This is a genomic window from Rhizobium sp. BR 315 (assembly GCF_050577975.1).
Lineage (GTDB): Bacteria > Pseudomonadota > Alphaproteobacteria > Rhizobiales > Rhizobiaceae > Rhizobium > Rhizobium miluonense.
Genome location: NZ_JARWKZ010000013.1, coordinates 12,417 through 34,279 on the forward strand (window position 1 = coordinate 12,417; position 21,863 = coordinate 34,279).

The window sequence follows — 21,863 nt, forward strand, 5'->3', positions numbered from 1 at the left end:
CGACCCCGCCCGCTCAAGCCTGGCGCAAGCTGACAAACCTAGCCTCCCCCATGAAAGCTAGGGATCAGTAGCTCGTTCGGACAAGGCAGCCATTCAGCCAGAAACGAGACGGCATCCATGGCCTGTATCGACCCCAAAGATTGCACCTGAAATTGCATGCTTTGGGTTCAGGCACAAGCGCGGCAGCGTTGGGGAACACGACGTGAATACAGCTCCGAACTCCAATCAATTCAATTCGTATCTCATCGGCGCACCAAATGCCCAACCCGGCCCGGCTCAGACTTTTCCGACACCGGCCGCCACCCGGGAGACGCGTCCGCTTCCGTCCGTCAGGACATTCGACGTCTTCGACACGCTGATCGCACGTCGCTGCGTCGAGCCCGCCCATGTCTTCGAGATCGTGGGCAAGCGTGCGGGTCTTTCATCTTTCGCGGTGGCGCGCAAGCAGGCCGAGGCAAAGGTCGCCCAGCACCCCTACAATCTCGATATGATCTACGACGAACTGGCGGTCGCGCTGCAGCTCGACTCGCTGCAGACCTCCGCGCTGAAGGCGCTGGAGATCGATGTAGAACTGGAGCAGGTCATTCCAATTGCGGAAAACATGGCCCGCCTTCGCCACGGCGACGTGCTGATCTCCGACATGTATCTCGGCCCCGACATTATCCGCCGGTTGCTCGACAAGGCAGGCCTCGACAAGAAGGTGAGCCTGATCGTGACCTCCGACGGCAAGCGGTCCGGTGCGATCTGGCCGCAGGCACAGGCGAACCTGGCGATCGAAGAGCATCTTGGCGACAATGCCCACTCCGATGTGGAAATGCCGCGCCGCTTCAATATTCCCAATCGCCACACAACCATTTTCGGTCTCAACCCGGTCGAGAGCGTTCTGATGCAGATCGGTCTCCGGCAGCTTGCGGAACTCTGCCGCGAGACCAGGCTTTCGACCTGGGCGACTGACCCGCGGAGCCGAACCGTCCAGGTGATCCAGGCGAGCCTGAACTTTCCGATCATGCTGCTTGCAAGCGTCGCTCTAGCGAGGCTTGCTGCACGCCTCGACAAGCGCTCGATCCTCTTCTCCAGCCGGGACTGCGATTCCTGGATGCCGCTGTTCGAGAAGGTGTCACAACGGCTCGGATTTACCTGTCAGGCAACCTATTTCTATACGAGCCGCCTCGCCAAGATGCAGCCCTCGGCCAGCTACGCGGCCTATGCGAAGCGCCTGTTCTCCGATGATGCGGTGATCGTCGATCTCTGCGGCACCGGATGGTCGCTTGCCAATTTCGCCGCCACGCTCGGCCTGCGCAACCTGCCGGTATTTTTCCTTCATAAGCTGCCGACCGCGCCAGCCTATGAAGCGATGGCCGCGACCCCGCAGACCTGTCAGTTCCACACGGTCATCTCGCCATCGGAAACAGGCATCGAGAATACCGTGCTTGAAATGAGCAACTATGCCACGCATGGCATGGTCGAGGATGTCCGCATGCTGCAGGACTTCGCCATTCCGGTCTTTGCGAGCGACAGCCGCTCGGCCGAGACCCTGGCGATCGTGCAGGCGCAGCAAGATTGCTTCGCAACGGCCGTCGAGCTCATGGAGAAATATGATCTGCATGAAGTCTTCGCCTTGGACGATGCATCGCTCGTTGCGGTGTCGACAGCACTCTACGGCATGCTGACACAGCAGACGGAATTACGCTCGATCTACGGCAGCAGCCACACAGCGGAAGAGACCGACGTTCGCCGCGCGCTCGGCTGCGCCTGACGCCAGCTTTCTTTTGGAAGGACCTCCATGCCTGAACTCGTAGAGCTTGCCGATTACTACCGGACCGACAAGGGAACGCAGATTGGCCACGCCCATAATTACGCGGCCCTGTACTCGTTTCTCTTCGAACAGTTCCGCGACCAGGCCTTTTCGATGCTGGAAATCGGCCTCGAGCGAGGCGGCGTCGAAGCGGGAGCCTCTGTCGACCGCGTGGGCAGCGACGTGCCGTCGATCCGCATGTGGCTCAACTACTTTCCTCGCGCGAAGCTCTATGGTTTCGATCTCTCCGACTTCTCGCACATCCGGCTGGACCGCTTTGAGTTTCACCGCGGCGATCTCGGCAGCATACCCGATCTCGATCGCCTGAGTGCCGCCCTCCCGACGCTGAAGCTTCTCATCGACGACGGCTCGCATGCCTCGTTCCATCAGCAGCTTGCCTTCCTGAAGCTCTTCGACAAGGTCGAGCCCGGCGGGTTCTATGTCATTGAGGATTTTCACTGGCAGCCGCCCTTCGAAAGCTCTTTGCCGCCTTGCAAGAAGAGCGCGGAGGTTTTCGAAACCTTCCTGAAGACCGGCAAGCTCGATATTCCCTTCGCCCATCCGGATTATCTGAGCATGGTCGCCTCGCAGATCCAGAACGTCTATGTCCACCGCAACAACCGCGGCGGCATCAACGACTGGCACTTCAAGATGGTTGCGCTGCAGAAGCGGCTTTGAAAGCAGAGCGAAAGACGACAACATGTCCTACAGCATCGTGACCGGCTGGTACGCAGACAACGACGCCCGTAACTACAAAGTCCTCGGCGACGATTTCGTTCGCTCGGCGGAGTGCTTCGATATCTGGTATCACTGTGTCCGCTCCTTCACCTCGCCGAGCAACATTCTGATCGTCGATTCGGCCTCGCCGGTGCGCCCCAGGATGCCGGATGATCCCCGCATCAGCTGGGTCAATCTGAAACGCAACTACGGACACGCCGTTCAGGGCTATAGCGCGCTCTGCGGCTGGTCGCGAGCGCTGCTGCTTGGCCTGAGCTACGGCTTCAACAACGGCGACCTCTACACGGTGCTCGTCGAACAGGGCACGCTCTTCTACGGCAAGGACATCATCGAGCGCCAGATCGCTGCTCATCCCGACGCCGACATCATCGCACCCAGTGGCTCGGGAACGCCGCAGCCGCTGCAGACGGGCATCCTGATCTTCCGCAGCGCGATCATCCCGAAATTCATCGAGAACTACACGCGCATTGCCGCGGCCGATGATGCCCTGAGCCCGGAAAAGAAAGTGGCGCTTGCCGGCAACGGCATGCGGATCGCCTTCTCCAACCTACCCTTCGGCCGCCGCCGGCCGATCGACGTTTCGGCAGACCACTTCTTCCTGCGCCACTGCAACGTCGCCGAATTGCACGCCTTCACCGCACGCCTAGGCTTCGGCAAAGAACTCCTGCCGCCTCTTCAGCACCAAGTCGCCTGATTGAGGATTTCGAATTAGTTTTGATTGAGAGATGGTAGCGGAGGAGGGATTTGAACCCCCGACACAAGGATTATGATTCCTCTGCTCTGACCTACTGAGCTACTCCGCCACGTCGACGCATGATCTTTCGGGATCACACGCAAAGGTCAAACGAACCGCCGCTCGAAGCCGCCAGCTCGTTGGTGAGCGGCTTATAAGGTGCGGTTCGGCTTGGTGTCAAGCGGATGATTTGGAAAAATCAGTGCTTTCTCTTGAGCCGGCTCTTTCACCCTTCAGGCCGCGACCGGGCTTGCCAGCAGCGCCTTCAGGGAAGCTTCCGCCATCGGCTCTCTTTCCGAACGCTCGATGAAGCCGCCGCCGTAGACGCGGGCGTCGTCGCCCGGTGCGGAATAGAGCGCGCAGGCCTGGCCGGGAGCCACGCCAGCCTCGCCGATCGAAAGATCGACATAGATGCCGCTGGCATCGGCATGCAGCACAGCCGGAGCCGGGGCGCGGGTGGAGCGGACTTTGGCGAAGCAGGCAAAGCCCTCGCCGGAAGCCGCCTGCAACAGCGGCTCGTCGCCCAGCCAGTTAACATCGCGCAGATAGACGCGATGCGTTTCGAGCGCTTCCTTGGGGCCGACGATGACGCGGCGCGAGCGAGCATCGAGATAGACGACATAGAGCGGCTCGCCGGTGGCGATGCCGATGCCACGGCGCTGGCCGATCGTATAGTGCAGGATGCCTTCGTGATGGCCGAGCACGCGGCCGTCGAGATGGACGATCTCGCCGGCAAGCGCCGCATTCGGCTTCAGCTTGGCGATCACATCGGAATACTTGCCCTGCGGCACGAAACAAATGTCCTGGCTGTCAGCCTTCTTGGCGACGACGAGGCCCATTTCCTCGGCAAGCGCACGCGTTTCCGATTTTGGCATGCCGCCGAGCGGAAAGCGCAGATAGTCGATCTGCTCCTGCGTCGTTGCGAAGAGAAAATAGCTCTGGTCACGATCGGCATCAGCGGGACGATAGAGCGCGCGGCGACGCGGGTGCTCCGGGGACGGGTTCGGGCGCGAACGGATATAGTGGCCGGTCGCCAGTGCATCGGCGCCAAGCTCCTTGGCCGTCGCCAGCAGATCGGCAAACTTGACGGTCTGGTTGCAGGCAACGCAGGGGATCGGCGTTTCGCCGGCCACATAGCTCTCAGCGAAAGGATTGATCACCGTCTCGCGGAAGCGCTTTTCGTAATCGAGCACATAATGCGGGATGCCGAGCGTTTCGCAGACGCGGCGCGCATCGTCGATATCCTGGCCGGCACAACAGGAGCCAGCGCGATGCACGGCAGCACCATGGTCATAGAGCTGCAGCGTGATGCCGAGCACATCATAGCCCTGTCGCTTCAAAATGCCGGCGACGACGGAGCTGTCGACACCGCCTGACATGGCGACGACGACGCGGGTATCTTCCGGCCTCTTGTCAAAATCCAGTGTATTCACGGTCGTTGCCGCCAGTCTTGAACGATCTTCGATGCTGTCCAGAGCGGGATGGCCTTTCTTCGAAAAGCCGCCACGCCCTCATTGTTTGATATCGCATGATCTTATCCAAAACCGCTGCACACTTTTCGGGATCATGCTTCTTGCCGCCGGATGCCATGCAAAAACGGCGAATTTTCATCATGCAGGGCCATCGGCCGCTCTTTGCGGCCAGCCTCAATTGTGGACGGATATAGAAAGGATTGCCATCCCATGCAAGGGGTGGGCGAAATCGCGAATCACCTCTTGGCCTTCAAATGCCGGATCAGATTGCCTCCGCGCCGCAATACGGTCACCGCCGACCCGATGGCGACGATCCAGAGCGCGATCGTCAAAATCCAGCTGCCGCCGCTCCACAGGGCCTCGATGATGGAGAGAAGTGCCGCGCCCGTGATCACGGCCATGCGATGCTGCTTGGCCATCGGGCCGCCGAAATCGCTTGGATTGCCTGTGGCACGTCCGAGCTCACGGACATAGGCGGTCAGCACAGCAAAGACCGCCGCAGCCCAACCAAGCCCCGGCGATGCGATACCATATCCAATCCCGGCGAAGATGAGGATGTCGGCGACGCGATCCGGAAATTCGTTCCAGAACGGTCCGTCGGCCTCGCCCTTTCCGCCCTCGACGGCGACCATGCCGTCAAGCAGATTGCAGAGCAGACGCAGCTGGCAGAACAAGGCAGCCAGGATCAGCAATGTCACGCGCATTCCGGTACTGCCGGCTGCACCGGAGAACCAGAAGGAGGCTCCCGCCAGCGCCGCCATGACCATGCTTGCCTGCGATATCTGGTTCGGCGTCACCGAAAGCGCGGTCATGCGCCGCGCCAGCGTCTGAGCCCATCGCGTGTTGCGGCTGGCCAGCGGCCGCCTGTCGCCCGTTCCGTCACCTGTCATGGCCCCTCACCTGTCATGGCTTCGCTGCCTCCCGCCGGATATCGAGTAATTGTAGATCGCCGCATAGCTGGAGGAGACCAGCAGCGGCACGGCGATGGTCTTCAGGATCTCCGGCGTGCCGCTCAGCGCATGGATGGCAACCAGAATGGTTGCCGAGCCCAGGCAGGCGATCAGCGGCGGCGCCCAAAGTGCAGCAAGGCCGCGGAAGCGTCTCGCCAGAGCTTCGACCGCAGACTTCAAAAACAGCGTCAAGCAGCCCGAAAGCACGCCTTGCACGAAGCCGGCAATCAAAGGGCGCGGCATCGGATGCATGCGATTGGCAAAAACGGCCCAGCCGCCCATGGCAAGGAAGGCAAAAAGCACATGCACGATGCTGCTGCCGGCAAGCGCTTTAAGCTTTCCGCTCATGACAGCGACCACCAGTAGCGCACGAGATGGAAGAAGATCGGCGCGGAGAAGACGACCGAATCCAGCCGGTCAATCAGCCCGCCATGCCCCTCGATGAGATGACCCCAATCCTTGACGCCGCGATCCCGCTTGATCGCCGACATCACAAGCCCGCCGAAAAATCCCATGAGCGTGATGACAAAGGCGAGCAAGCCGGCCTCCAGCGGCGTGAACGGCGTCACCCACCAGAGAGCCGCCCCGATCAAAGACGCGCTGATGACGCCGCCGACAAACCCCTCGACCGTTTTCGATGGAGACAGGCGTGGCGCGATCTTCGTTTTCCCGAAAAGCTTGCCCCAGACATATTGCAGCACGTCGCTGAGCTGGACGACGATCACCAGGAAGGCGATCAGCAGCACGTTGCGGCCTTCATAGCCGGGAATATGCAGGGTCAACAGCGCCGGCACATGCGAAGCGCAAAAGACACAGATCATGAGCGCCCATTGCACCTCGGCGATGCGCACCAGAAACCGCTCGGTATCGCCGCGCAGCACTGCGATGATCGGCATGAACAGGAAGGCGTACACGGGTATGAAGATCGAGTATATGCCGTATTGTTCGGCCCAGAGCAGGTAATATTGTACCGGCACGGCCACGAAGAAGGCTGCGGCAAGCGCCCAATGATCCGCCCGCTTCGTGTTGATCAGCGTCACGAACTCGCGCAGCGCCGCAAAGGAACAGAAGGCGAAGAGCAGGATGACGCCGGCACGCCCGGCGACGAAGGCGATGCCGATCAGCACCACCATCACCCACCAGGCCTTGATGCGGGCATTCAGGTTTTCGATCGCGGCATTCGATCCGTCAGGAGACAGGCGCCGTTCCAGCACATAGCCGATGATGGAGGCGACGATCAGGACGCCGAAAATGCCGAGGACAAGATGGATCAGATCGGCGCTTGCCGCATTCATGCTCAGTCTCCCGCCCGTTTGGGCGCAAGCGCCAGCAGCGCCGCTTCGGCTCTCGCCAGGAAATCCGCCTTCTCCTCGATCTCGCCAATATGCAGCGCCTCGCCGAAGGTGACGGTACAGATCAGCGGAATAGGCACGAACTCGCCCTTGGGCATGACGCGATTGAGGTTGTCGATCCAGACGGGAACGAGATCGATATCCGGGCGCACTTGCGCGAGATGGAAGAGCCCGCTCTTGAAAGGCTGCAGCGGCGCCTCGGTCAGGTTGCGGGTGCCTTCCGGAAACAGGATCAGGGAAGAGCCGGCGTCGAGCGCCCGCGTCATTTGCGTGACCGGATCCTCCTTGCGCGCCTCGCGATCCCGCTCGATCAGCACGGCGTTGAAGACGTCCCTCCCGATGAAGCTGTTCAGCGGCGACTTCAGCCAATAGTCGGCGCCGGCCACCGGGCGAACGCGGCGGCGCAGCCGCGGCGGCAGGACAGTCCAGATCAGGATAAAGTCACCATGGCTGGAATGGTTGGCGAAATAGACGCAATGACGGGCGCGGGCGCCGCTCTCGGGCCAGATGGCTCTCACTGCGGTAATGGCCCGCGCAAACAGCACGATCGCCACGGAAACGGGCTTGGCCAGCCATTCGATCGGCGTGCCCATCCCTTCCCCGAGAATGTTCTTCCGCAAAGCCTCCATGACACAAGAAATAGGCGTGTTTGGCCGCCTCCGATAGTCTGCGAGCCGAGCTTATCCACAACCCTCACAACCACGAAGAAAGCCCGGCGCAACTCGCGTCGCACCGGGCTTTCGGATTGGCTCTTGGGAGGAGCGCACTCTGCGGCTGCCGCCCTTCGAAGGCAGGCCAGCCTAGTCGACTGCGAACACCAGCGGCTTTGCTTGACGAATAGCCTGATGCGCGGTCAGCTTGGCAAGCACATCGTCGCTGAGCGGGCCGTCGACATAGAGCAATGCGATGGCATCGCCGCCCTGCTTGTCGCGACCGAGCTGGAAGTTCGCGATGTTGACGCCGGCGGAGCCGAGCGTCGTACCGATGAAGCCGATCATGCCGGGAACGTCGGTATTGGCGATATAGATCATGTGGTTGCCCACGTCGGCGTCGAGGTTGATGCCCTTGATCTGGATGAAGCGCGGCTTGCCGTCCGAGAAGACGGTACCGGCAACCGAGCGCGTCATGCTGTCGGTGGTGACAGTCAGCTTGATGTAGCCGTCATAGACACCGGTCTTGTCGCGCTTGACTTCCGCAAGCACGATGCCCTTTTCCTTGATCATGATCGGCGCCGAAACCATGTTGACGTCGGCGACCTGATTGCGGATCAGGCCGGCGAGCAATGCGCTTGTCAGAGCCTTCGTGTTCATGCCGGCCGTCACGCCATCATAGAGAATCTCGATTTCCTTGATCGGATCTTCCGTGACCTGGCCGACGAAGGCGCCGAGAACATCTGCGAGCTTGATGAACGGCTTCAGAATCGGCGCTTCTTCGGCGGTGATCGAGGGCATGTTGATGGCGTTGGAAACCGCACCCTTGACGAGATAATCCGCCATCTGTTCGGCGACCTGCAGAGCGACGTTTTCCTGCGCTTCCGTTGTGGAGGCGCCGAGATGCGGCGTGCAGACGACGTTCGGCAGGCCGAACAGCGGGCTTTCCTTGGCAGGCTCGACTTCGAAGACGTCGAATGCGGCACCAGCGACATGGCCCGACTTGATGGCGGCAGCAAGGGCCGCCTCATCGACCAGTCCACCACGGGCGCAGTTGATGATGCGAACGCCTTGCCTCATCTTCGCAATGGCAGTGGCGTCGATGATGTTGCGGGTCTTGTCGGTCAGCGGCACGTGCAGCGTGATGAAGTCGGCGCGGGCGAAGAGCTCGTCGAGCTCGACTTTGGTGACGCCCATTTCCTCGGCGCGCTCCTTGGACAGGAACGGGTCATAGGCAACGACATGCATCTTCAGGCCGATGGCGCGGGCAATCACGATCGAGCCGATGTTGCCGGCACCGATGACGCCGAGCGTCTTGCCGGTGATTTCGACACCCATGAACTTCGACTTTTCCCACTTGCCAGCCTGGGTCGAGGCATCGGCAGACGGAAGCTGACGAGCAACGGCAAACATCAGCGCGATGGCGTGTTCAGCCGTCGTGATCGAATTGCCGAACGGCGTGTTCATGACGATGATGCCGCGGCGCGAAGCGGCCGGGATGTCGACATTGTCGACACCGATACCGGCACGGCCAACGACCTTGAGGTTCTTGGCCGCTTCGATGATCTTCTCGGTCACCTTGGTGGCTGAACGGATGGCGAGACCATCGTAATTGCCGATGATTTCGAACAGCTTGTCCTTGTCCTTGCCAAGCTGCGGCTGGAAATCGACTTCGACGCCGCGATCGCGGAAGATCTGGACGGCGGTTTCCGACAGTTCGTCGGATACGAGAACGCGAGGTGCCATGGAGGCCTCCTGAAAAAGGTCAGCTAAGACGAGCAATTCCAGGAAAATGCGAAACGGTTTTCCGGTCGGAATTGCATGAAAACAACGAGAATTTCGAGATGCTGGGCTCCGCCTCTCCGGCGGAGCCATGACGCTTCAAGCCTTAGGCAGCAACCTGGGAGAGCGTTGCCTTCTGCGTTTCGAACGCCCAGGCGAGCCAGGGCATCAGCTTCTGCATATCGGCAGCTTCGATCGTTGCACCTGCCCAGATGCGCAGGCCCGACGGTGCGTCGCGATAGTGGCCGACGTCATAGGCGACGCCTTCCTTTTCGAGGAGCGCGACCAGACCCTTGGCGAAATTCGCCTGACCGTCTTCGTCGAGAGCGGCAACATCCTTGTCGACGATCTTCAGGCAGACGGAGGTGTTGGATTCCGTCTCGGCCTTGACGGCGAGATTGGCGATCCAGTCGTTGGCAGCAACGAAGTCATGGATGACCTTGGCGTTGGCATCGGCACGGCCGATCAGCGCCGTCAGGCCGCCGAGGTCCTTCGCCCAAAGCAAAGCATCGATGTAGTCTTCAACGCAGAGCATCGAAGGCGTGTTGATCGTCTCACCGGTAAAGATGCCTTCGATCAGCTTGCCGCCGCTTGTCATGCGGAAGATCTTCGGCAGCGGCCAGGCCGGCTGATAGGTGGTCAGGCGCTCGACGGCGCGCGGCGACAGGATGATGACGCCATGTGCGCCCTCGCCGCCCAGAACCTTCTGCCAGGAGAAGGTGACGACGTCGAGCTTGGCAAAATCGAGGTTCTGAGCGAAAGCCGCCGAGGTGGCGTCGCAGATCGTCAGGCCCTTGCGGTCGGCAGGGATGAAATCGCCGTTCGGAACGCGAACGCCGGAGGTGGTGCCGTTCCAGGTGAAGACCACGTCACGATCAAAATCGATCGTGGAAAGATCAGGGAGCTCGCCGTAACCGGCTTCGAGCTTGCGGACGTCCTTGAGCTTCAGCTGCTTGACGACGTCGGTGACCCAGCCGGCACCGAAGCTTTCCCAGGCGACCATATCGACGCCGCGTTCGCCGAGCAGCGACCACAGCGCCATTTCGACGGCGCCGGTGTCGGAAGCCGGAACGATGCCGATGCGGTAATCCGCCGGCACTTCAAGAATTTCGCGAGTAAGATCAATGGCCTGCTTCAGCTTGGCTTTGCCGACCTTCGCGCGGTGCGAACGGCCAAGAGCCGCATCGGAAAGAGCGTCGAGCGTCCAACCGGGGCGCTTCGAGCAGGGGCCAGAAGAGAAATGGGTATTGTTCGGACGGATGTCCGGCTTGGCGAGCTTAGTCATGATGCTATCCTCTCAGATAGAAAGCCCTTCGTTGGGGAAGGGTGTCCCGCCGCCGGGTATATGGGAAGCCGCTCGTAAGCGCAATAGCAAAATGCAACCGGTGCCACCACTTCACCAATTCGCGGAGAAAGCTTGATGGTGGCAACCTACACGCAATGCAATCAAATTAAGTTTAGCCGCACAAAGCTGGTTTCCGTGGCGACCCGTACTCATATCAGGTCGGCGCCGACTGATTGGCGCCACCGGAAGATAACAAGTGTGCTCGATGTCCGTAACTGCGCTCGCCAAAGCCCCTCTTCAGCCCGCCCAGCCTATACCAATCTATCTGATCAACATCGACCGCGCGGCGGATAGGCTGGCGGAAATCCAGCGGCAGAGCAGTGAATTCGGTTTCCGGTTCGAGCGCATCAATGGCGTTGACGGCGCGCTCATCCCCCGCGCGCAATGGATCGACGTCGACCATGCACGCTTTCAACGACGGCATGGCAGAACCATCCTGCCCGGTGAATACGGCTGCTACCGAAGCCACATGATGGCGTTGCGCCAATTTCTGGCCAGCAGCGACGAAATAGCCGTCATCATTGAAGATGACGTCGCTCTGGGTGGGGATTTCCTTGATCGCGCCATGGCAGCCAAAGAGGCAGCACCCGCGGCCGATCTGATCAAATTCGTCAATCATCGTTGGCACGGCTTTCGCGAGATGGCGAGCAGTCAAAAGGGAGACGTTATCGGCCGTTGCCTTTTCGGTCCCCAGGGTTCGACGGCATGCTATCTCGTCACGCGCAACGGCGCCGAGAGAATCGTGAAATCGCTGACCGTCATGTCCCTCCCCTGGGATGTCGCCATCGAACGCGGCTGGGACACGCGGATCTCCATATTCACCACCCGCACCAATATCGTCGGCTTTAGCCAATTGAAGGGGATCACGATGGTCGGCTGGCGCCGCGACTATCGTGCCGCCAAATCTTCAGCGTTGCGGCGGATACCCGCGCACCTGTTTCGTGTTTCGGATTTCTTCCGGCGCATGGCCTATGTTCTGACGAAGCGGTAGCTACTCGGTCTACCAGGTGGTGATCCGGAGACCTATCCTTATTTCATGACGCGACAGCGCGCCATCGCGACCCATCGTGCCGGCGCCCGCCGCCGAATCAGCAGCGGAAGCGCCGAACATGTCGCCGCCCGCGATATGGGAGAAACGATAGCCAAGATCGACCTTTACGTTCGGCGCAACCTCGTAGGCAACGCCAGCCATCAAGGCATAGGTCATGCGCCAATCGCTGTCCCCGGCATAGCGCGTACTGACAGAGGCCGCGCCGCCGCAACCCGAAATGCCGTCGACGCATGAACCGATCGCATTGACGCTGCTCCAGGAAACCCGCGTCGCGCCGAGACCGGCGCCGACATAGGGTGTGAGACCGGCCACGGTTCCAAGATCGACATAGCCGTTCACCATCAGGCTGCCCGCCCTGAAGGAAGAGCGCGCCTTCGTGGAGCAACTGGTACCTCCCGCTCCGCCGGAGCAGGGCATATCGCTCGAGATACGGCCATTGAAATCGTCGCTGAAGAAGTCGCCGGTGACGTCTGCACGGAACAAGTCGTTGAACTGATAGCCGACACCCAGCCCGCCGGAAAAGTCGCCGCCGAAGCGGTTGGAATCGAAGCGACCCGAACTATAGCTGCCGCCGGCCGGATCGTAGGTGCGCAATGTCGTGGCGCTGCGGCTGGCATTGACGGCGTAACCGAGATCGCCGCGCACGTACCACCCCTTCGCATCCTTGACGCTCACTTCGGCCATCTTGATCTCGGGCGGCGCTTCGCCGGCAAGGGCAGCACCGGCCGATGCGCCTGCCATCGCTGCGGCCAGCGCCAAAGCGTCAAAACGGATCATTACCCCTCGCCTTCCATCCAAGTGCGGATGCCCGCCTATCGAATTGCAGGCCTTTGTTGCCTGGCAAGAGCTCGAAAGTGAGCTCATGACCGGGAGGCCGCCATTCTCATTTCATTAACCATAGGGAATTCATGGTTAATGAAGGTTTAAAGCAGGGGAAATTTGCTTAACGGAGAGATAGAAAAGCAAAGGCCGCCCGGAGGGAAACCGGGCGGCTTTTCAATATCTTATGCGAAAGGCGCTTACTTGTAGACCGGCTGGACCGGGATATCGGCCGGCGGCATGTAGCTTGCAGTCTGGCAACCGCCGAAGGTGTAGCGGGCACCGATGCGGGCTTCGTGCAGGTTGATGCCCTTGTCGTAGCCAGGACCGCCATTTTCCGCATAGCCGAACATGTCGCCGCCCTGGATATGGCGGTAACGATAGCCAACGTCAGCCTTGAGGTTGCAGCTCAGGTCGATCGACGTACCGGCCATCAACGCATAGGTGAAGCGCCAGCTGCCGCGGCCATTATGGTTGACGGATCCGTCGCACGAGTCCGGATTGGCATCCGAGCAAGACGTGTTGTTCAGCTTGTCCCATTTGACATAGGTGCCGCCGATACCTGCGCCGACATAGGGCGTAAATACGCTGTAGGTGCCGAGATCGACATAGGCGTTGGCGAGCAAGCTGTAAGCCGTCATCGAGGCAAGGTCGCGAGAGGTCGCAGGCACAGCCGTGAAATCCGGGCCGCAGGCGCCGCAATCGCCCTTCGTCGAGCCCTTGAAGTCGGACTTGAAGAGATAGTCCAGCGTCACATCAGTCCGGAGATAATTGTTGATCTGATAACCGACACCGCCGCCGAGTGTGAAGTTGCCATCGAGCTTCGCGCTGTCGAAATCCACCAGGCTGGCATTGGACCCTTGGAAGTAGTTCGCGCCGCGTAGGTTCGCAAAGGCGTAGCCGACGTCGCCGCGCAGATACCAACCGCTGGACTGGGCGACAACCACCTCCGGCTGCGGCTGCGGCTCTGGCGTATAAAGATCTGCAGAAAAGGCTGACGTGCCGACAAGCAAACTGGCAAGTGCGCCGATCACGGTTTTCATCATGGCTTTGGCTCCAAATTTCTTGTCATTGGCGCAGCAAATGCTTGCCAACCGAAAAGACCTGGCCGGAATAATGAAGAAAAGGAGTTAAAACCTGATTAACTACGAATATTTACCCTGTTTTACTGAAGGCTTATACTCTGTCCTTTATATTAGATAATATTAAATCACCAACAAAGAGAAAGAGATACGGGCGCCCCCTCTCGCCTCACACGGCGCAAAGCATAGATTTGGGCGGGCGGTCATACAGAAATCTCTAAACCAATTGGCAAGAATCCGACCGTTACAGTGCAGCCGCCGGGAGTCAACTCAGGAGGAAGTTACTGACGTATCAACGGAAAATATGCGCCAGCCTGTGCCTGATCTTCGCCTTCCTGGGCTTCGTCGCTGTGGCTTATGCGATGCCGGTACAGCCCGTCGCCGCCACGGCATGGAACAAGGGGCGCGAAACGGGATTGCCGATCCCTCGCTTCGTTTCAGTAAAGGCCCATAAGGCGCGCATGCGGGTCGGCCCATCGACGATCTATGCGACGAAATGGATCTACATGAAGCCTGGCCTTCCGATGGAAGTCATCGACGAATATGGCCATTGGCGGCAGGTTCGCGACTATACCGGCGCAACCGGATGGATGCACAGCGCCCTCCTCTCCGGAGCACGCATGGCCATCGTGGCGCCTTGGCTGACGAAGAATGCCGTGCTGCGCGCCGATCCGGAACCGACCGACACGCCGGTTGCCCAGTTGCAACCGCGCGTACTGCTTTCACTGCACTCCTGTACCGGGACCTGGTGCCGCGTTTCCGTCAGGGAGCATTCGGCGCGAGGCTATATCAGACAGGACAAGCTCTGGGGCGCCTATCCCGGCGAAATGTTCCAATAGGCAGACAATCCGCAACCAGCGCCGGAAAGCAGCGCGGCCGCCTTCGATAGAGGCGGCCGTCGATCTGATATTGACGATGATGTCCGATCTGCCGCTCAGGCGGCAGTGCGCACGCTCGAGATGACGTCGATCAGCCCGCCGACGATACGTTCGATCTGGCTGCGATCGTCGCCCTCCGCCATAACGCGGATCAACGGCTCTGTGCCGGACGGGCGGATCACCAGGCGGCCATTGCGGGCAAGTTCGCTTTCGGCATCGGCAATCGCTTTGCGCACCTGACTGTCTTCCAGCGGCCTGCCACCGGAAATACGTACGTTGCGCAGCAATTGCGGCACCGGCTCGAAACGGCGGCAGACTTCGCTGACGGGTTTGCCGGTGCGCTTCACCGCGGCAAGGATCTGCAGGGCGGCGACGAGGCCGTCGCCGGTCGTCCCATAATCGGAAAGTACGATATGGCCGGATTGCTCGCCGCCGACATTGAAATTGTTCTGGCGCATGTGCTCGACGACATAGCGGTCGCCGACGGCCGTGCGGGCGAGCGACAGGCCGCGCTCGTCCAGGAAGCGTTCCAGACCAAGGTTGGACATGACGGTCGCCACGATGCCATTGCCACGCAACAGCTGGCTCTCGGCCCAGCTTTCGGCGATAACGGCCATCAGTTGATCGCCATCGATGATCGTGCCGGCTTCGTCGACGATGATGACGCGGTCGGCGTCGCCATCCAGCGCGATGCCGATGTCGGCACGCACTTCGTCCACCTTCTTCTGCAACGCCACCGGGCTGGTGGAGCCGCAATTCAGATTGATATTCGTGCCGTTCGGCTCGTTACCGATCGTCACGACCTCGGCACCAAGCTCCCAAAGGGCGGCCGGGGCAACCTTGTAGGCGGCACCATTGGCGCAATCGATGGCGATGCGCAGCCCTTGCAGCGTGACGTCGCGGGGCAGCGTTCGCTTGACGTGTTCGATATAGCGGTCGTGGACGCCGTCGACACGCTTTGCGCGGCCAATATTCTCGGCCTTGGCAAGATGCTCCGAAATATCTCTATCGAGCATGTCCTCGATCTTCATTTCAAGATCGTCGGACAGCTTGTAGCCATCGGGGCCGAAAAGCTTGATGCCGTTGTCTTCGTACGGATTGTGAGAGGCGGAAATCATGACACCGATATCGGCGCGCAGCGAACGCGTCAGCATCGCGACGGCAGGCGTCGGAATAGGCCCGAGAACGAAGGCATCAACGCCGGCGGCCGTGAAGCCCGCGACCATCGCGTTCTCCAGCATATATCCGGAAAGACGCGTGTCCTTGCCGATGACCACTCGGTGACGGTGACTGCCTCGCTGGAAGATCGTGCCTGCAGCGATACCCACGCGCATGGCAAGATCCGGCGTCATCGGATAGGTATTGGATTGACCGCGAATTCCGTCGGTTCCGAAATAGCGACGTTTCATATGCACTCCCGTGATTGCAGCGTCCCTCTGTGGGACCGCGGCATCCCGTTCACCTCCACTGAATTCAGTAGGCGGCGCGAACATCGATGCTTGAGGCTCATGCCATAGATTGCAAAACTCGGCACGTAAATTACCAAGAAAGCGTATTACAACGCGTTACCATTAATAAGCACTAAAAAAGGCTGATCCCCAATGAAACGGAACCAGCCTCCTAGTCTATCGGTGTAAATGCGGTGACCGTTGGTATGGCAGCAGTTGAAAACCTGTACTACCCTCGCACATCCTTAACGGCGTTGCCCTTCCTGCGCCTGGACCGGCGGGCAAGGAACGGTTCCGTATGAACAGAACACACAACAGTCGCCGGGCTTCGGCCGAAGGATGGCGCCGCAGCCCTTGCAATCATAGAAATGCTGGCAGGCGTCTGTCGGCATGATTTCGGTCGCCGTAAAGCGGCAGGTCGGGCAGGTAATCGTTGAACTGAGGATCACCGATACTTTACGCACAGAGATATCCGATCTTCAGTAAGGCAGCGTCGGCTTACGGAGTGCAGCACTCTGGTCATTTTCGATGTTCGGTCTACCATCGGCTGCAACCTCAGCTCCAGTTCGTTACCCTCATTCATCAAAAAGAGGCCAGGTCCCTATTCAAAGGAGAACTGGCCTCTTCGTTTGCATATTCAATCGGCTCCGTGCGTCAGCGTGGCTGAGGTTCAAAACCGCCTTCAGCTTCATCGCCCTTGGTGCCGAGCGGGCCATCCTTCTTCGCGCCGGTCTTCGGCACTGCCGAACCCCGGCTCGGTGGCGTGTCGTCACCGAGATCGCGCGCCGGCTTTTCACCGCGGATCAGCGCCTTGATCTCTTCGCCGGTCAGCGTCTCGTATTCGAGGAGGCCTTCGGCGATCGCCACGAAGCCATCATGCTGTTCGGTAAGGATATCCTTGGCCTGATGATAAGCCTGGTCGATCAGGCGGCGCACTTCGTTGTCGATCGTCTGCGCAGTCGCTTCCGAAACGTTCTTGGACTGCGAGACGGAATGACCGAGGAAAACTTCCTGCTGGTTTTCGCCATAGGCAACCAGGCCGAGTTCATCGGAGAAGCCCCACTGGGTCACCATCGCGCGGGCAAGCTTGGTGGCCTGCTCGATATCGGAGGACGCACCGGAGGTGATGTTCTCCTTGCCGAAGGTCAGCTCTTCCGCGACGCGGCCGCCCATCATGATGCAGAGGCGCGACACCATCCACTTGTAGCTCATCGAGTAACGATCGCCCTCGGGGAGCTGCATGACCATGCCGAGCGCACGACCGCGCGGAATGATGGTCGCCTTGTGCAGCGGATCAGCGAGATCGACATAGAGCGCCGTGATCGCATGGCCAGCCTCGTGGTAGGCGGTGAGCTTCTTTTCCGCTTCGGTCATCGCCGAAGAACGGCGCTCGGCGCCCATCATGATCTTGTCCTTGGCATCTTCGAATTCCTGCATGGTCACCAGACGCTTGTTGCGGCGGGCGGCCATGAGAGCAGCTTCGTTGACAAGGTTCATCAGATCGGCACCGGAGAAGCCGGGCGTACCGCGGGCGAGCGTCTTCAGATCGACGTTCGGAGCCAGCGGAACGTTGCGGGCATGAACCTTGAGGATGCGCTCACGACCGACGATATCCGGGTTCGGAACCACGACCTGGCGGTCGAAACGGCCCGGACGCAGCAGCGCGGGGTCGAGAACGTCGGGACGGTTGGTGGCCGCGATCAGGATGATGCCTTCATTGGCCTCGAAACCATCCATCTCGACCAGCAACTGGTTCAGCGTCTGTTCGCGTTCGTCGTTACCGCCGCCGAGACCGGCGCCACGATGGCGACCGACGGCATCGATTTCGTCGATGAAGATGATGCAGGGCGCATTCTTCTTGGCCTGCTCGAACATGTCGCGGACGCGGCTTGCGCCGACACCGACGAACATTTCAACAAAGTCGGAACCGGAAATGGTGAAGAACGGCACGTTAGCTTCGCCGGCGATGGCGCGTGCCAGAAGCGTCTTACCCGTACCGGGAGGTCCCACAAGCAGAACGCCGCGCGGGATACGACCGCCGAGACGCTGGAACTTCTGCGGATCGCGCAGGAATTCAACAATTTCCTCCAGATCCTGCTTGGCCTCGTCGACGCCTGCAACGTCCTCGAAAGTGACGCGGCCATGCGCTTCCGTCAGAAGCTTGGCCTTGGACTTGCCGAAGCCCATCGCACCGCGCGAGCCGCCCTGCATCTGCCGCATGAAGAACAGCCAGACACCGAGGATCAGAAGCATCGGCAGCAACGTGCCGAGATAGCTCAGGAAGCTCGAGGATCCGTCCGACTCCGGACGGCCGACAATGTTGATGTTCTTGTTTTGCAGGCGCTCAAGCAAGCTGTCATCCACGACCGGAGCATAGGTCTGGAAGGGTGTCCCATTTTCCACATAGCTGCCGACAACGCGATTTCCGGTGACGGTAACGTCACGGACGCGGCCGGAATCAACTTCCCGAAGGAACTGCGAATAAGGTATTTCCCTGGAGCCTGTTTGTGCCGGCGCGTTCTGAAACATACTGAACAGAGCAATCAACAGCAGAGCTATGATTGCCCACAGAGCGAAATTACGAAAATTAGGGTTCATCGAACTCCCCAGCACTGAAACTTCCGCCGCAAAGCGACGGCATTACTTGATCCCTAACATAGGGTTGCGCCAAGCCGTTGCCAAGGCAAACCGCGTCGGCGCATGCCTTTTTCCGTCTATATGACCGAAAGCGGCAGCCGCCTATAGGCTTGACGGCCAAAAGCGATCGAAAGCCGATCTGCAAACATGAGGTCGAATCGTGTCAAAAAGCGGTCGAAGGATGCAAGATAGGGGGCGACCGCCACAGTCGGCGCCATGCCGGCCTCATCCGATACAATCAGAGGCAAGGCAGCCCGAGCCCGCCGCACTGCCGCCCGCGGCAAATTCGGCGGAAAAATCAGTGCACTATCCGCACCGGCCGCTTGGACGCAAATCGTCGTCGAGCCTCGATTGGTCACCTCAAAACGACCATCCCAAATGCCGCTGGCACCCTGCATCAGAGTCAGCGGCTTGATGTTGCGGCTTTCCCGCATGAGGCAAAGCGTCTCACGGCGTAGGTCGAAAACCACCCCACCCGCCGTGCGGCGCCCCGGCATCCCGCTGTTCACGAAATCGAGAATGCGCTGCATTTGCTGGCGACCAGGCCCATAGACGTCCCCGCCGAAGACGGCCGTAAGATAAGAGAGGGCGTAGCCGACAGCAGCCGCGTCTCCGGATAGACCGGCCCGGTCGATGACGCAGAGCGCATCGGCATGAATGGTCACATGCTCGTCCAGCCACAACGCCGCCTTGCCGGAAAGCAAGACGCGATTCGCACCGTCATCTGCGGGGACTGCAACCACGGGGTCCACGGCCAAACGCATGCGTGTCCGCACGCGCTCGTAGCGGATATCCTCATTGCTGGGGTCATCGAGCCAGGACACGCCACGCCCTTCGAGATAGGCGCGGATATCCATGCGCCGGCAGGCCAGGAAGGGCCTGACGATCCAGATACGACGATCGAACAGCATTGCATCGGCGATGCCGGTGCGAGTTTCATCCCCGCCCCCGCCGCTTTGGCGCTCCGCGCGCATGACGATCGTCTCGCGCTGGTCGTCAGCCGTATGGGCGGTAACGATCACATCAGCCGAGATTTCGCGGGCGAGATCCGCGAGCAACTGGTAGCGCGCCTCGCGGGCAGCAGCCATGATGCCGCTCTTCGGCTTTTCGCCGTCCCAGCGACGAATGAAATGAGGAATGCCGCGCGCGGCACAGACTGAGGCGACCTCTCGGGCCTCGTCGGCGCCAGCGGCGCGCAAGCCATGATCGATGGTCGCGGCGGAAAGAGTGATATCGGAGCGGGGAAAAGATTTCAGCTGCTCGGCGAGCGCGATCAGCAGCCCAGTGGAATCGCTGCCGCCGGAAATGGCGACCAGAATATGAGCAGGCGTTACAAGCGAATGGAGAAACTCGGCTGCGGCGACTTCAGGCACAAGGGCTGTGGCTGCACCGGTCACAGCGACGTTGGACATGGGGTTCAGCAAGCAAGCCGCTTCTGTTCGCTTGCGACCTTGCTGGTAACGGCCTTCGAAGCCTTCGGATAGCGCTTGCCCACTTCGCGAAGCGTGGCGCAGGCGGTGTCCTTGTTGTCGAGCGCGGCAAGCGACATGCCGAGCTTCAGAAGCATTTCAGGCGCCTTTTCCGACGTGCTGTACTTCTGATGGGCATTCAGAAAAGTCTTGGCGGCTTCATTGTACTTGCCCTGGGAATAGAGGGCTTCGCCGAGCCAGAAATTCGCATCCGCAGACCGCGAGCTGCTCGGGTAGCTGTCGATATACTGGCGGAATTCCCGTTCGGCGACGCTGTAGTCGCCGGACAGGACGTGGCCGTAGGCGGCCTTGTATTGATCGTTCTCGTTGCCGAGCGACGCCGTTTGCGTTCCAGAGCCCGCGCTGGGCGGCGCACCGGAACCATTATCGGTCCCGGTATTCGAACTGCCGACTTCGCTGCCGTTCTGATCGAACTGGATCGAGCCGAGCTGGGACGCCGGTTTGCCCGCGCCGGCGCCACGCGGCGAAGCCGCATTGCCGCTCTGGGAATCGCTGATGACATTGGCAACGTCATCCTGCTTCCCGCCGGTGCCCTGAGCCGGCACATCGGCCTCACTCTTCTTCATCGTGCCGCCGGCCGGCGCACTGCCGCCACGCTTCTCGATCTGCTGGAAGCGGAACTCGTTGTCTTCCTGCGCCTTGCGGATCTGTTCCTGCATTTGCAGCAGCTGATAACTCATTTCCTCGACGCGGCCGTTCAACTGGCGCAGCTGGTCCTCGAGCCGCTGCAGGCGAACCTCGGCGTCGCTGCTCTGAACTTTGACGACCGGAGCGCCGCTATATTGGGCTTGCCTTTGATACGCATTGTTTGGCGCCGGCTGCGCGGAGGTGTCGTGGCCTCCGAAGTGGATTCCGAACAGCGACACGGCAGAGGCATCGCGCTCGCTACCTGCAAAAGCAGCGAGACAAAGCATGCTCGCCACAACAAGTTTTTTCATATGGATCGTCCTGTCTCATTGATTCTTCGGGCCAGGGGCTCGAACAGGAGATTTTTACAATTGCTCTCAAAAAGCAACGGAGTTCGGCCAAAGTGTGGTCAAAAAAACAAAGGCGACCCTGAGGCCGCCTTTATCATCTGGACTGGCCGTTTGACCGATCAGGAACCGGCGCCGTTCAGCACAGTAACGGCGCGGCGGTTCTGCGACCAGCAGGAAATATCGTCGCAGGTGGCGACCGGGCGTTCCTTGCCGTAGGAGATCGTCTTCATGCGCTTGGCCGGAACACCACGCGAAGCGAGGTAGTCGCGGGTGGCAGCCGCACGACGGGCGCCGAGCGCCAGGTTGTATTCGCGTGTGCCGCGTTCGTCGGCATGGCCTTCGACGGTGATTGCGTAGTTCGGATAACGAGCCAGCCACTGGGCCTGACGATCGAGCGTCTGCGCAGCATCGGTGCGGATCGAGGTGCTGTCGGTGTCGAAGAAGATGCGATCGCCGACATTGACCGTGAAGTCCTGCGGCGAACCCGGAGTAGCATTGCCGGCACCATTCAGGCCAAGACCGTTGGCATCGTTCGGCAGACCCTTCTTGGAGGCGCAGCCGGCCAGAGAAAGGCCAACGAAAAGCGCGATCATGATCGGGTTGCGGGCGAGGTTCTGCATATGGCCAACGGCCGGGGTTGCGATGCGGCTCATGGCCGGTCTCT

At 60.3% G+C, this 21,863-nt stretch carries 20 protein-coding genes and 1 tRNA gene; 5 read left to right on the top strand and 16 right to left on the bottom strand.

Features of this window, described 5'->3' with window-relative positions; genetic code table 11:
• The first annotated feature begins 202 nt into the window (after positions 1–202).
• Genes QD409_RS15235 through QD409_RS15245 form a run of 3 tightly spaced genes read left to right on the top strand, consistent with a single transcriptional unit; the run spans position 203 to position 3,227 of the window.
• Entirely contained in the window at positions 203–1,756 is a 1,554-nt protein-coding gene (locus QD409_RS15235) for a hypothetical protein (RefSeq protein WP_092848803.1), read from the top strand.
• 27 nt (positions 1,757–1,783) lie between these two features.
• The gene (locus tag QD409_RS15240; protein WP_092848812.1) at positions 1,784–2,473 is read left to right on the top strand and encodes a hypothetical protein; all 690 of its coding nucleotides are present in this window, start codon (positions 1,784–1,786) and stop codon (positions 2,471–2,473) included.
• Positions 2,474–2,495: 22 nt separating this feature from the next.
• Positions 2,496–3,227, top strand: a complete 732-nt coding sequence (locus QD409_RS15245) for a hypothetical protein (protein ID WP_092848821.1) — start codon at positions 2,496–2,498, stop codon at positions 3,225–3,227.
• A 32-nt stretch (positions 3,228–3,259) separates the two neighbouring features.
• Here QD409_RS15245 and QD409_RS15250 read toward each other — a convergent pair.
• The 8 genes from QD409_RS15250 to QD409_RS15285 all read right to left on the bottom strand — a co-directional run bounded on the left by QD409_RS15250 (position 3,260) and on the right by QD409_RS15285 (position 10,757).
• Positions 3,260–3,336, bottom strand: a tRNA-Met gene (locus QD409_RS15250).
• A gap of 163 nt (positions 3,337–3,499) precedes the next feature.
• Positions 3,500–4,699: a tRNA 2-thiouridine(34) synthase MnmA gene (mnmA, locus tag QD409_RS15255; RefSeq protein ID WP_430763041.1), complete on the bottom strand. Its 1,200-nt coding sequence runs from the start codon at positions 4,697–4,699 to the stop codon at positions 3,500–3,502.
• Positions 4,700–4,974: 275 nt separating this feature from the next.
• Positions 4,975–5,628, bottom strand: a complete 654-nt coding sequence (locus QD409_RS15260; protein WP_092848826.1) for a CDP-alcohol phosphatidyltransferase family protein — start codon at positions 5,626–5,628, stop codon at positions 4,975–4,977.
• A gap of 6 nt (positions 5,629–5,634) precedes the next feature.
• Positions 5,635–6,036 carry a hypothetical protein gene (locus tag QD409_RS15265; RefSeq protein ID WP_092848893.1) on the bottom strand — a complete coding sequence of 134 codons (402 nt, stop codon included), beginning with the start codon at positions 6,034–6,036 and terminating at the stop codon, positions 5,635–5,637.
• The gene (locus QD409_RS15270) at positions 6,033–6,983 is read right to left on the bottom strand and encodes a phosphatidate cytidylyltransferase (protein WP_092848829.1); all 951 of its coding nucleotides are present in this window, start codon (positions 6,981–6,983) and stop codon (positions 6,033–6,035) included. The genes QD409_RS15265 and QD409_RS15270 overlap by 4 nt, the downstream gene beginning before the upstream one ends.
• Positions 6,984–6,985: 2 nt before the next feature.
• Positions 6,986–7,633 (bottom strand): lysophospholipid acyltransferase family protein, encoded by a 648-nt coding sequence (locus QD409_RS15275; RefSeq protein WP_092848895.1) that lies wholly within the window; start codon positions 7,631–7,633, stop codon positions 6,986–6,988.
• A gap of 207 nt (positions 7,634–7,840) precedes the next feature.
• The gene (serA, locus tag QD409_RS15280; RefSeq protein WP_092848832.1) at positions 7,841–9,436 is read right to left on the bottom strand and encodes a phosphoglycerate dehydrogenase; all 1,596 of its coding nucleotides are present in this window, start codon (positions 9,434–9,436) and stop codon (positions 7,841–7,843) included.
• A gap of 142 nt (positions 9,437–9,578) precedes the next feature.
• Positions 9,579–10,757, bottom strand: coding sequence for a phosphoserine transaminase (locus QD409_RS15285; RefSeq protein WP_430763042.1), 1,179 nt, complete (start codon positions 10,755–10,757; stop codon positions 9,579–9,581).
• Between the two features lie 265 nt (positions 10,758–11,022).
• Between QD409_RS15285 and QD409_RS15290 the strand changes: the two genes are divergently transcribed.
• Entirely contained in the window at positions 11,023–11,808 is a 786-nt protein-coding gene (locus QD409_RS15290) for a glycosyltransferase family 25 protein (protein WP_092848837.1), read from the top strand.
• Between the two features lie 9 nt (positions 11,809–11,817).
• On the opposite strand, the gene QD409_RS15295 is transcribed toward QD409_RS15290, so the two are convergent.
• Together QD409_RS15295 and QD409_RS15300 are read right to left on the bottom strand one after the other, a co-directional pair.
• The gene (locus QD409_RS15295) at positions 11,818–12,645 is read right to left on the bottom strand and encodes an outer membrane protein (RefSeq protein ID WP_092848840.1); all 828 of its coding nucleotides are present in this window, start codon (positions 12,643–12,645) and stop codon (positions 11,818–11,820) included.
• Positions 12,646–12,887: 242 nt separating this feature from the next.
• Entirely contained in the window at positions 12,888–13,733 is an 846-nt protein-coding gene (locus tag QD409_RS15300) for an outer membrane protein (RefSeq protein WP_092848847.1), read from the bottom strand.
• A gap of 398 nt (positions 13,734–14,131) precedes the next feature.
• Between QD409_RS15300 and QD409_RS15305 the strand changes: the two genes are divergently transcribed.
• Positions 14,132–14,608: an SH3 domain-containing protein gene (locus tag QD409_RS15305; RefSeq protein ID WP_245298010.1), complete on the top strand. Its 477-nt coding sequence runs from the start codon at positions 14,132–14,134 to the stop codon at positions 14,606–14,608.
• A gap of 95 nt (positions 14,609–14,703) precedes the next feature.
• Here QD409_RS15305 and glmM read toward each other — a convergent pair whose 3' ends face one another.
• The 6 genes from glmM to pal form a co-directional block, all read right to left on the bottom strand.
• On the bottom strand, positions 14,704–16,056 hold the full coding sequence (glmM, locus tag QD409_RS15310) for a phosphoglucosamine mutase (protein WP_037151568.1): 1,353 nt from the start codon (positions 16,054–16,056) through the stop codon (positions 14,704–14,706).
• A gap of 284 nt (positions 16,057–16,340) precedes the next feature.
• The gene (locus QD409_RS15315; RefSeq protein ID WP_245298011.1) at positions 16,341–16,544 is read right to left on the bottom strand and encodes a GDCCVxC domain-containing (seleno)protein; all 204 of its coding nucleotides are present in this window, start codon (positions 16,542–16,544) and stop codon (positions 16,341–16,343) included.
• Positions 16,545–16,749: 205 nt separating this feature from the next.
• Positions 16,750–18,693 (bottom strand): ATP-dependent zinc metalloprotease FtsH, encoded by a 1,944-nt coding sequence (ftsH, locus tag QD409_RS15320; RefSeq protein WP_092848857.1) that lies wholly within the window; start codon positions 18,691–18,693, stop codon positions 16,750–16,752.
• A gap of 116 nt (positions 18,694–18,809) precedes the next feature.
• The gene (gene tilS, locus QD409_RS15325) at positions 18,810–20,144 is read right to left on the bottom strand and encodes a tRNA lysidine(34) synthetase TilS (protein WP_092848867.1); all 1,335 of its coding nucleotides are present in this window, start codon (positions 20,142–20,144) and stop codon (positions 18,810–18,812) included.
• 5 nt (positions 20,145–20,149) lie between these two features.
• Positions 20,150–21,160, bottom strand: coding sequence for a tol-pal system protein YbgF (gene ybgF, locus QD409_RS15330; protein WP_092848874.1), 1,011 nt, complete (start codon positions 21,158–21,160; stop codon positions 20,150–20,152).
• Positions 21,161–21,318: 158 nt separating this feature from the next.
• Positions 21,319–21,852: a peptidoglycan-associated lipoprotein Pal gene (gene pal / locus QD409_RS15335; protein WP_092850471.1), complete on the bottom strand. Its 534-nt coding sequence runs from the start codon at positions 21,850–21,852 to the stop codon at positions 21,319–21,321.
• Positions 21,853–21,863: the final 11 nt, after the last annotated feature.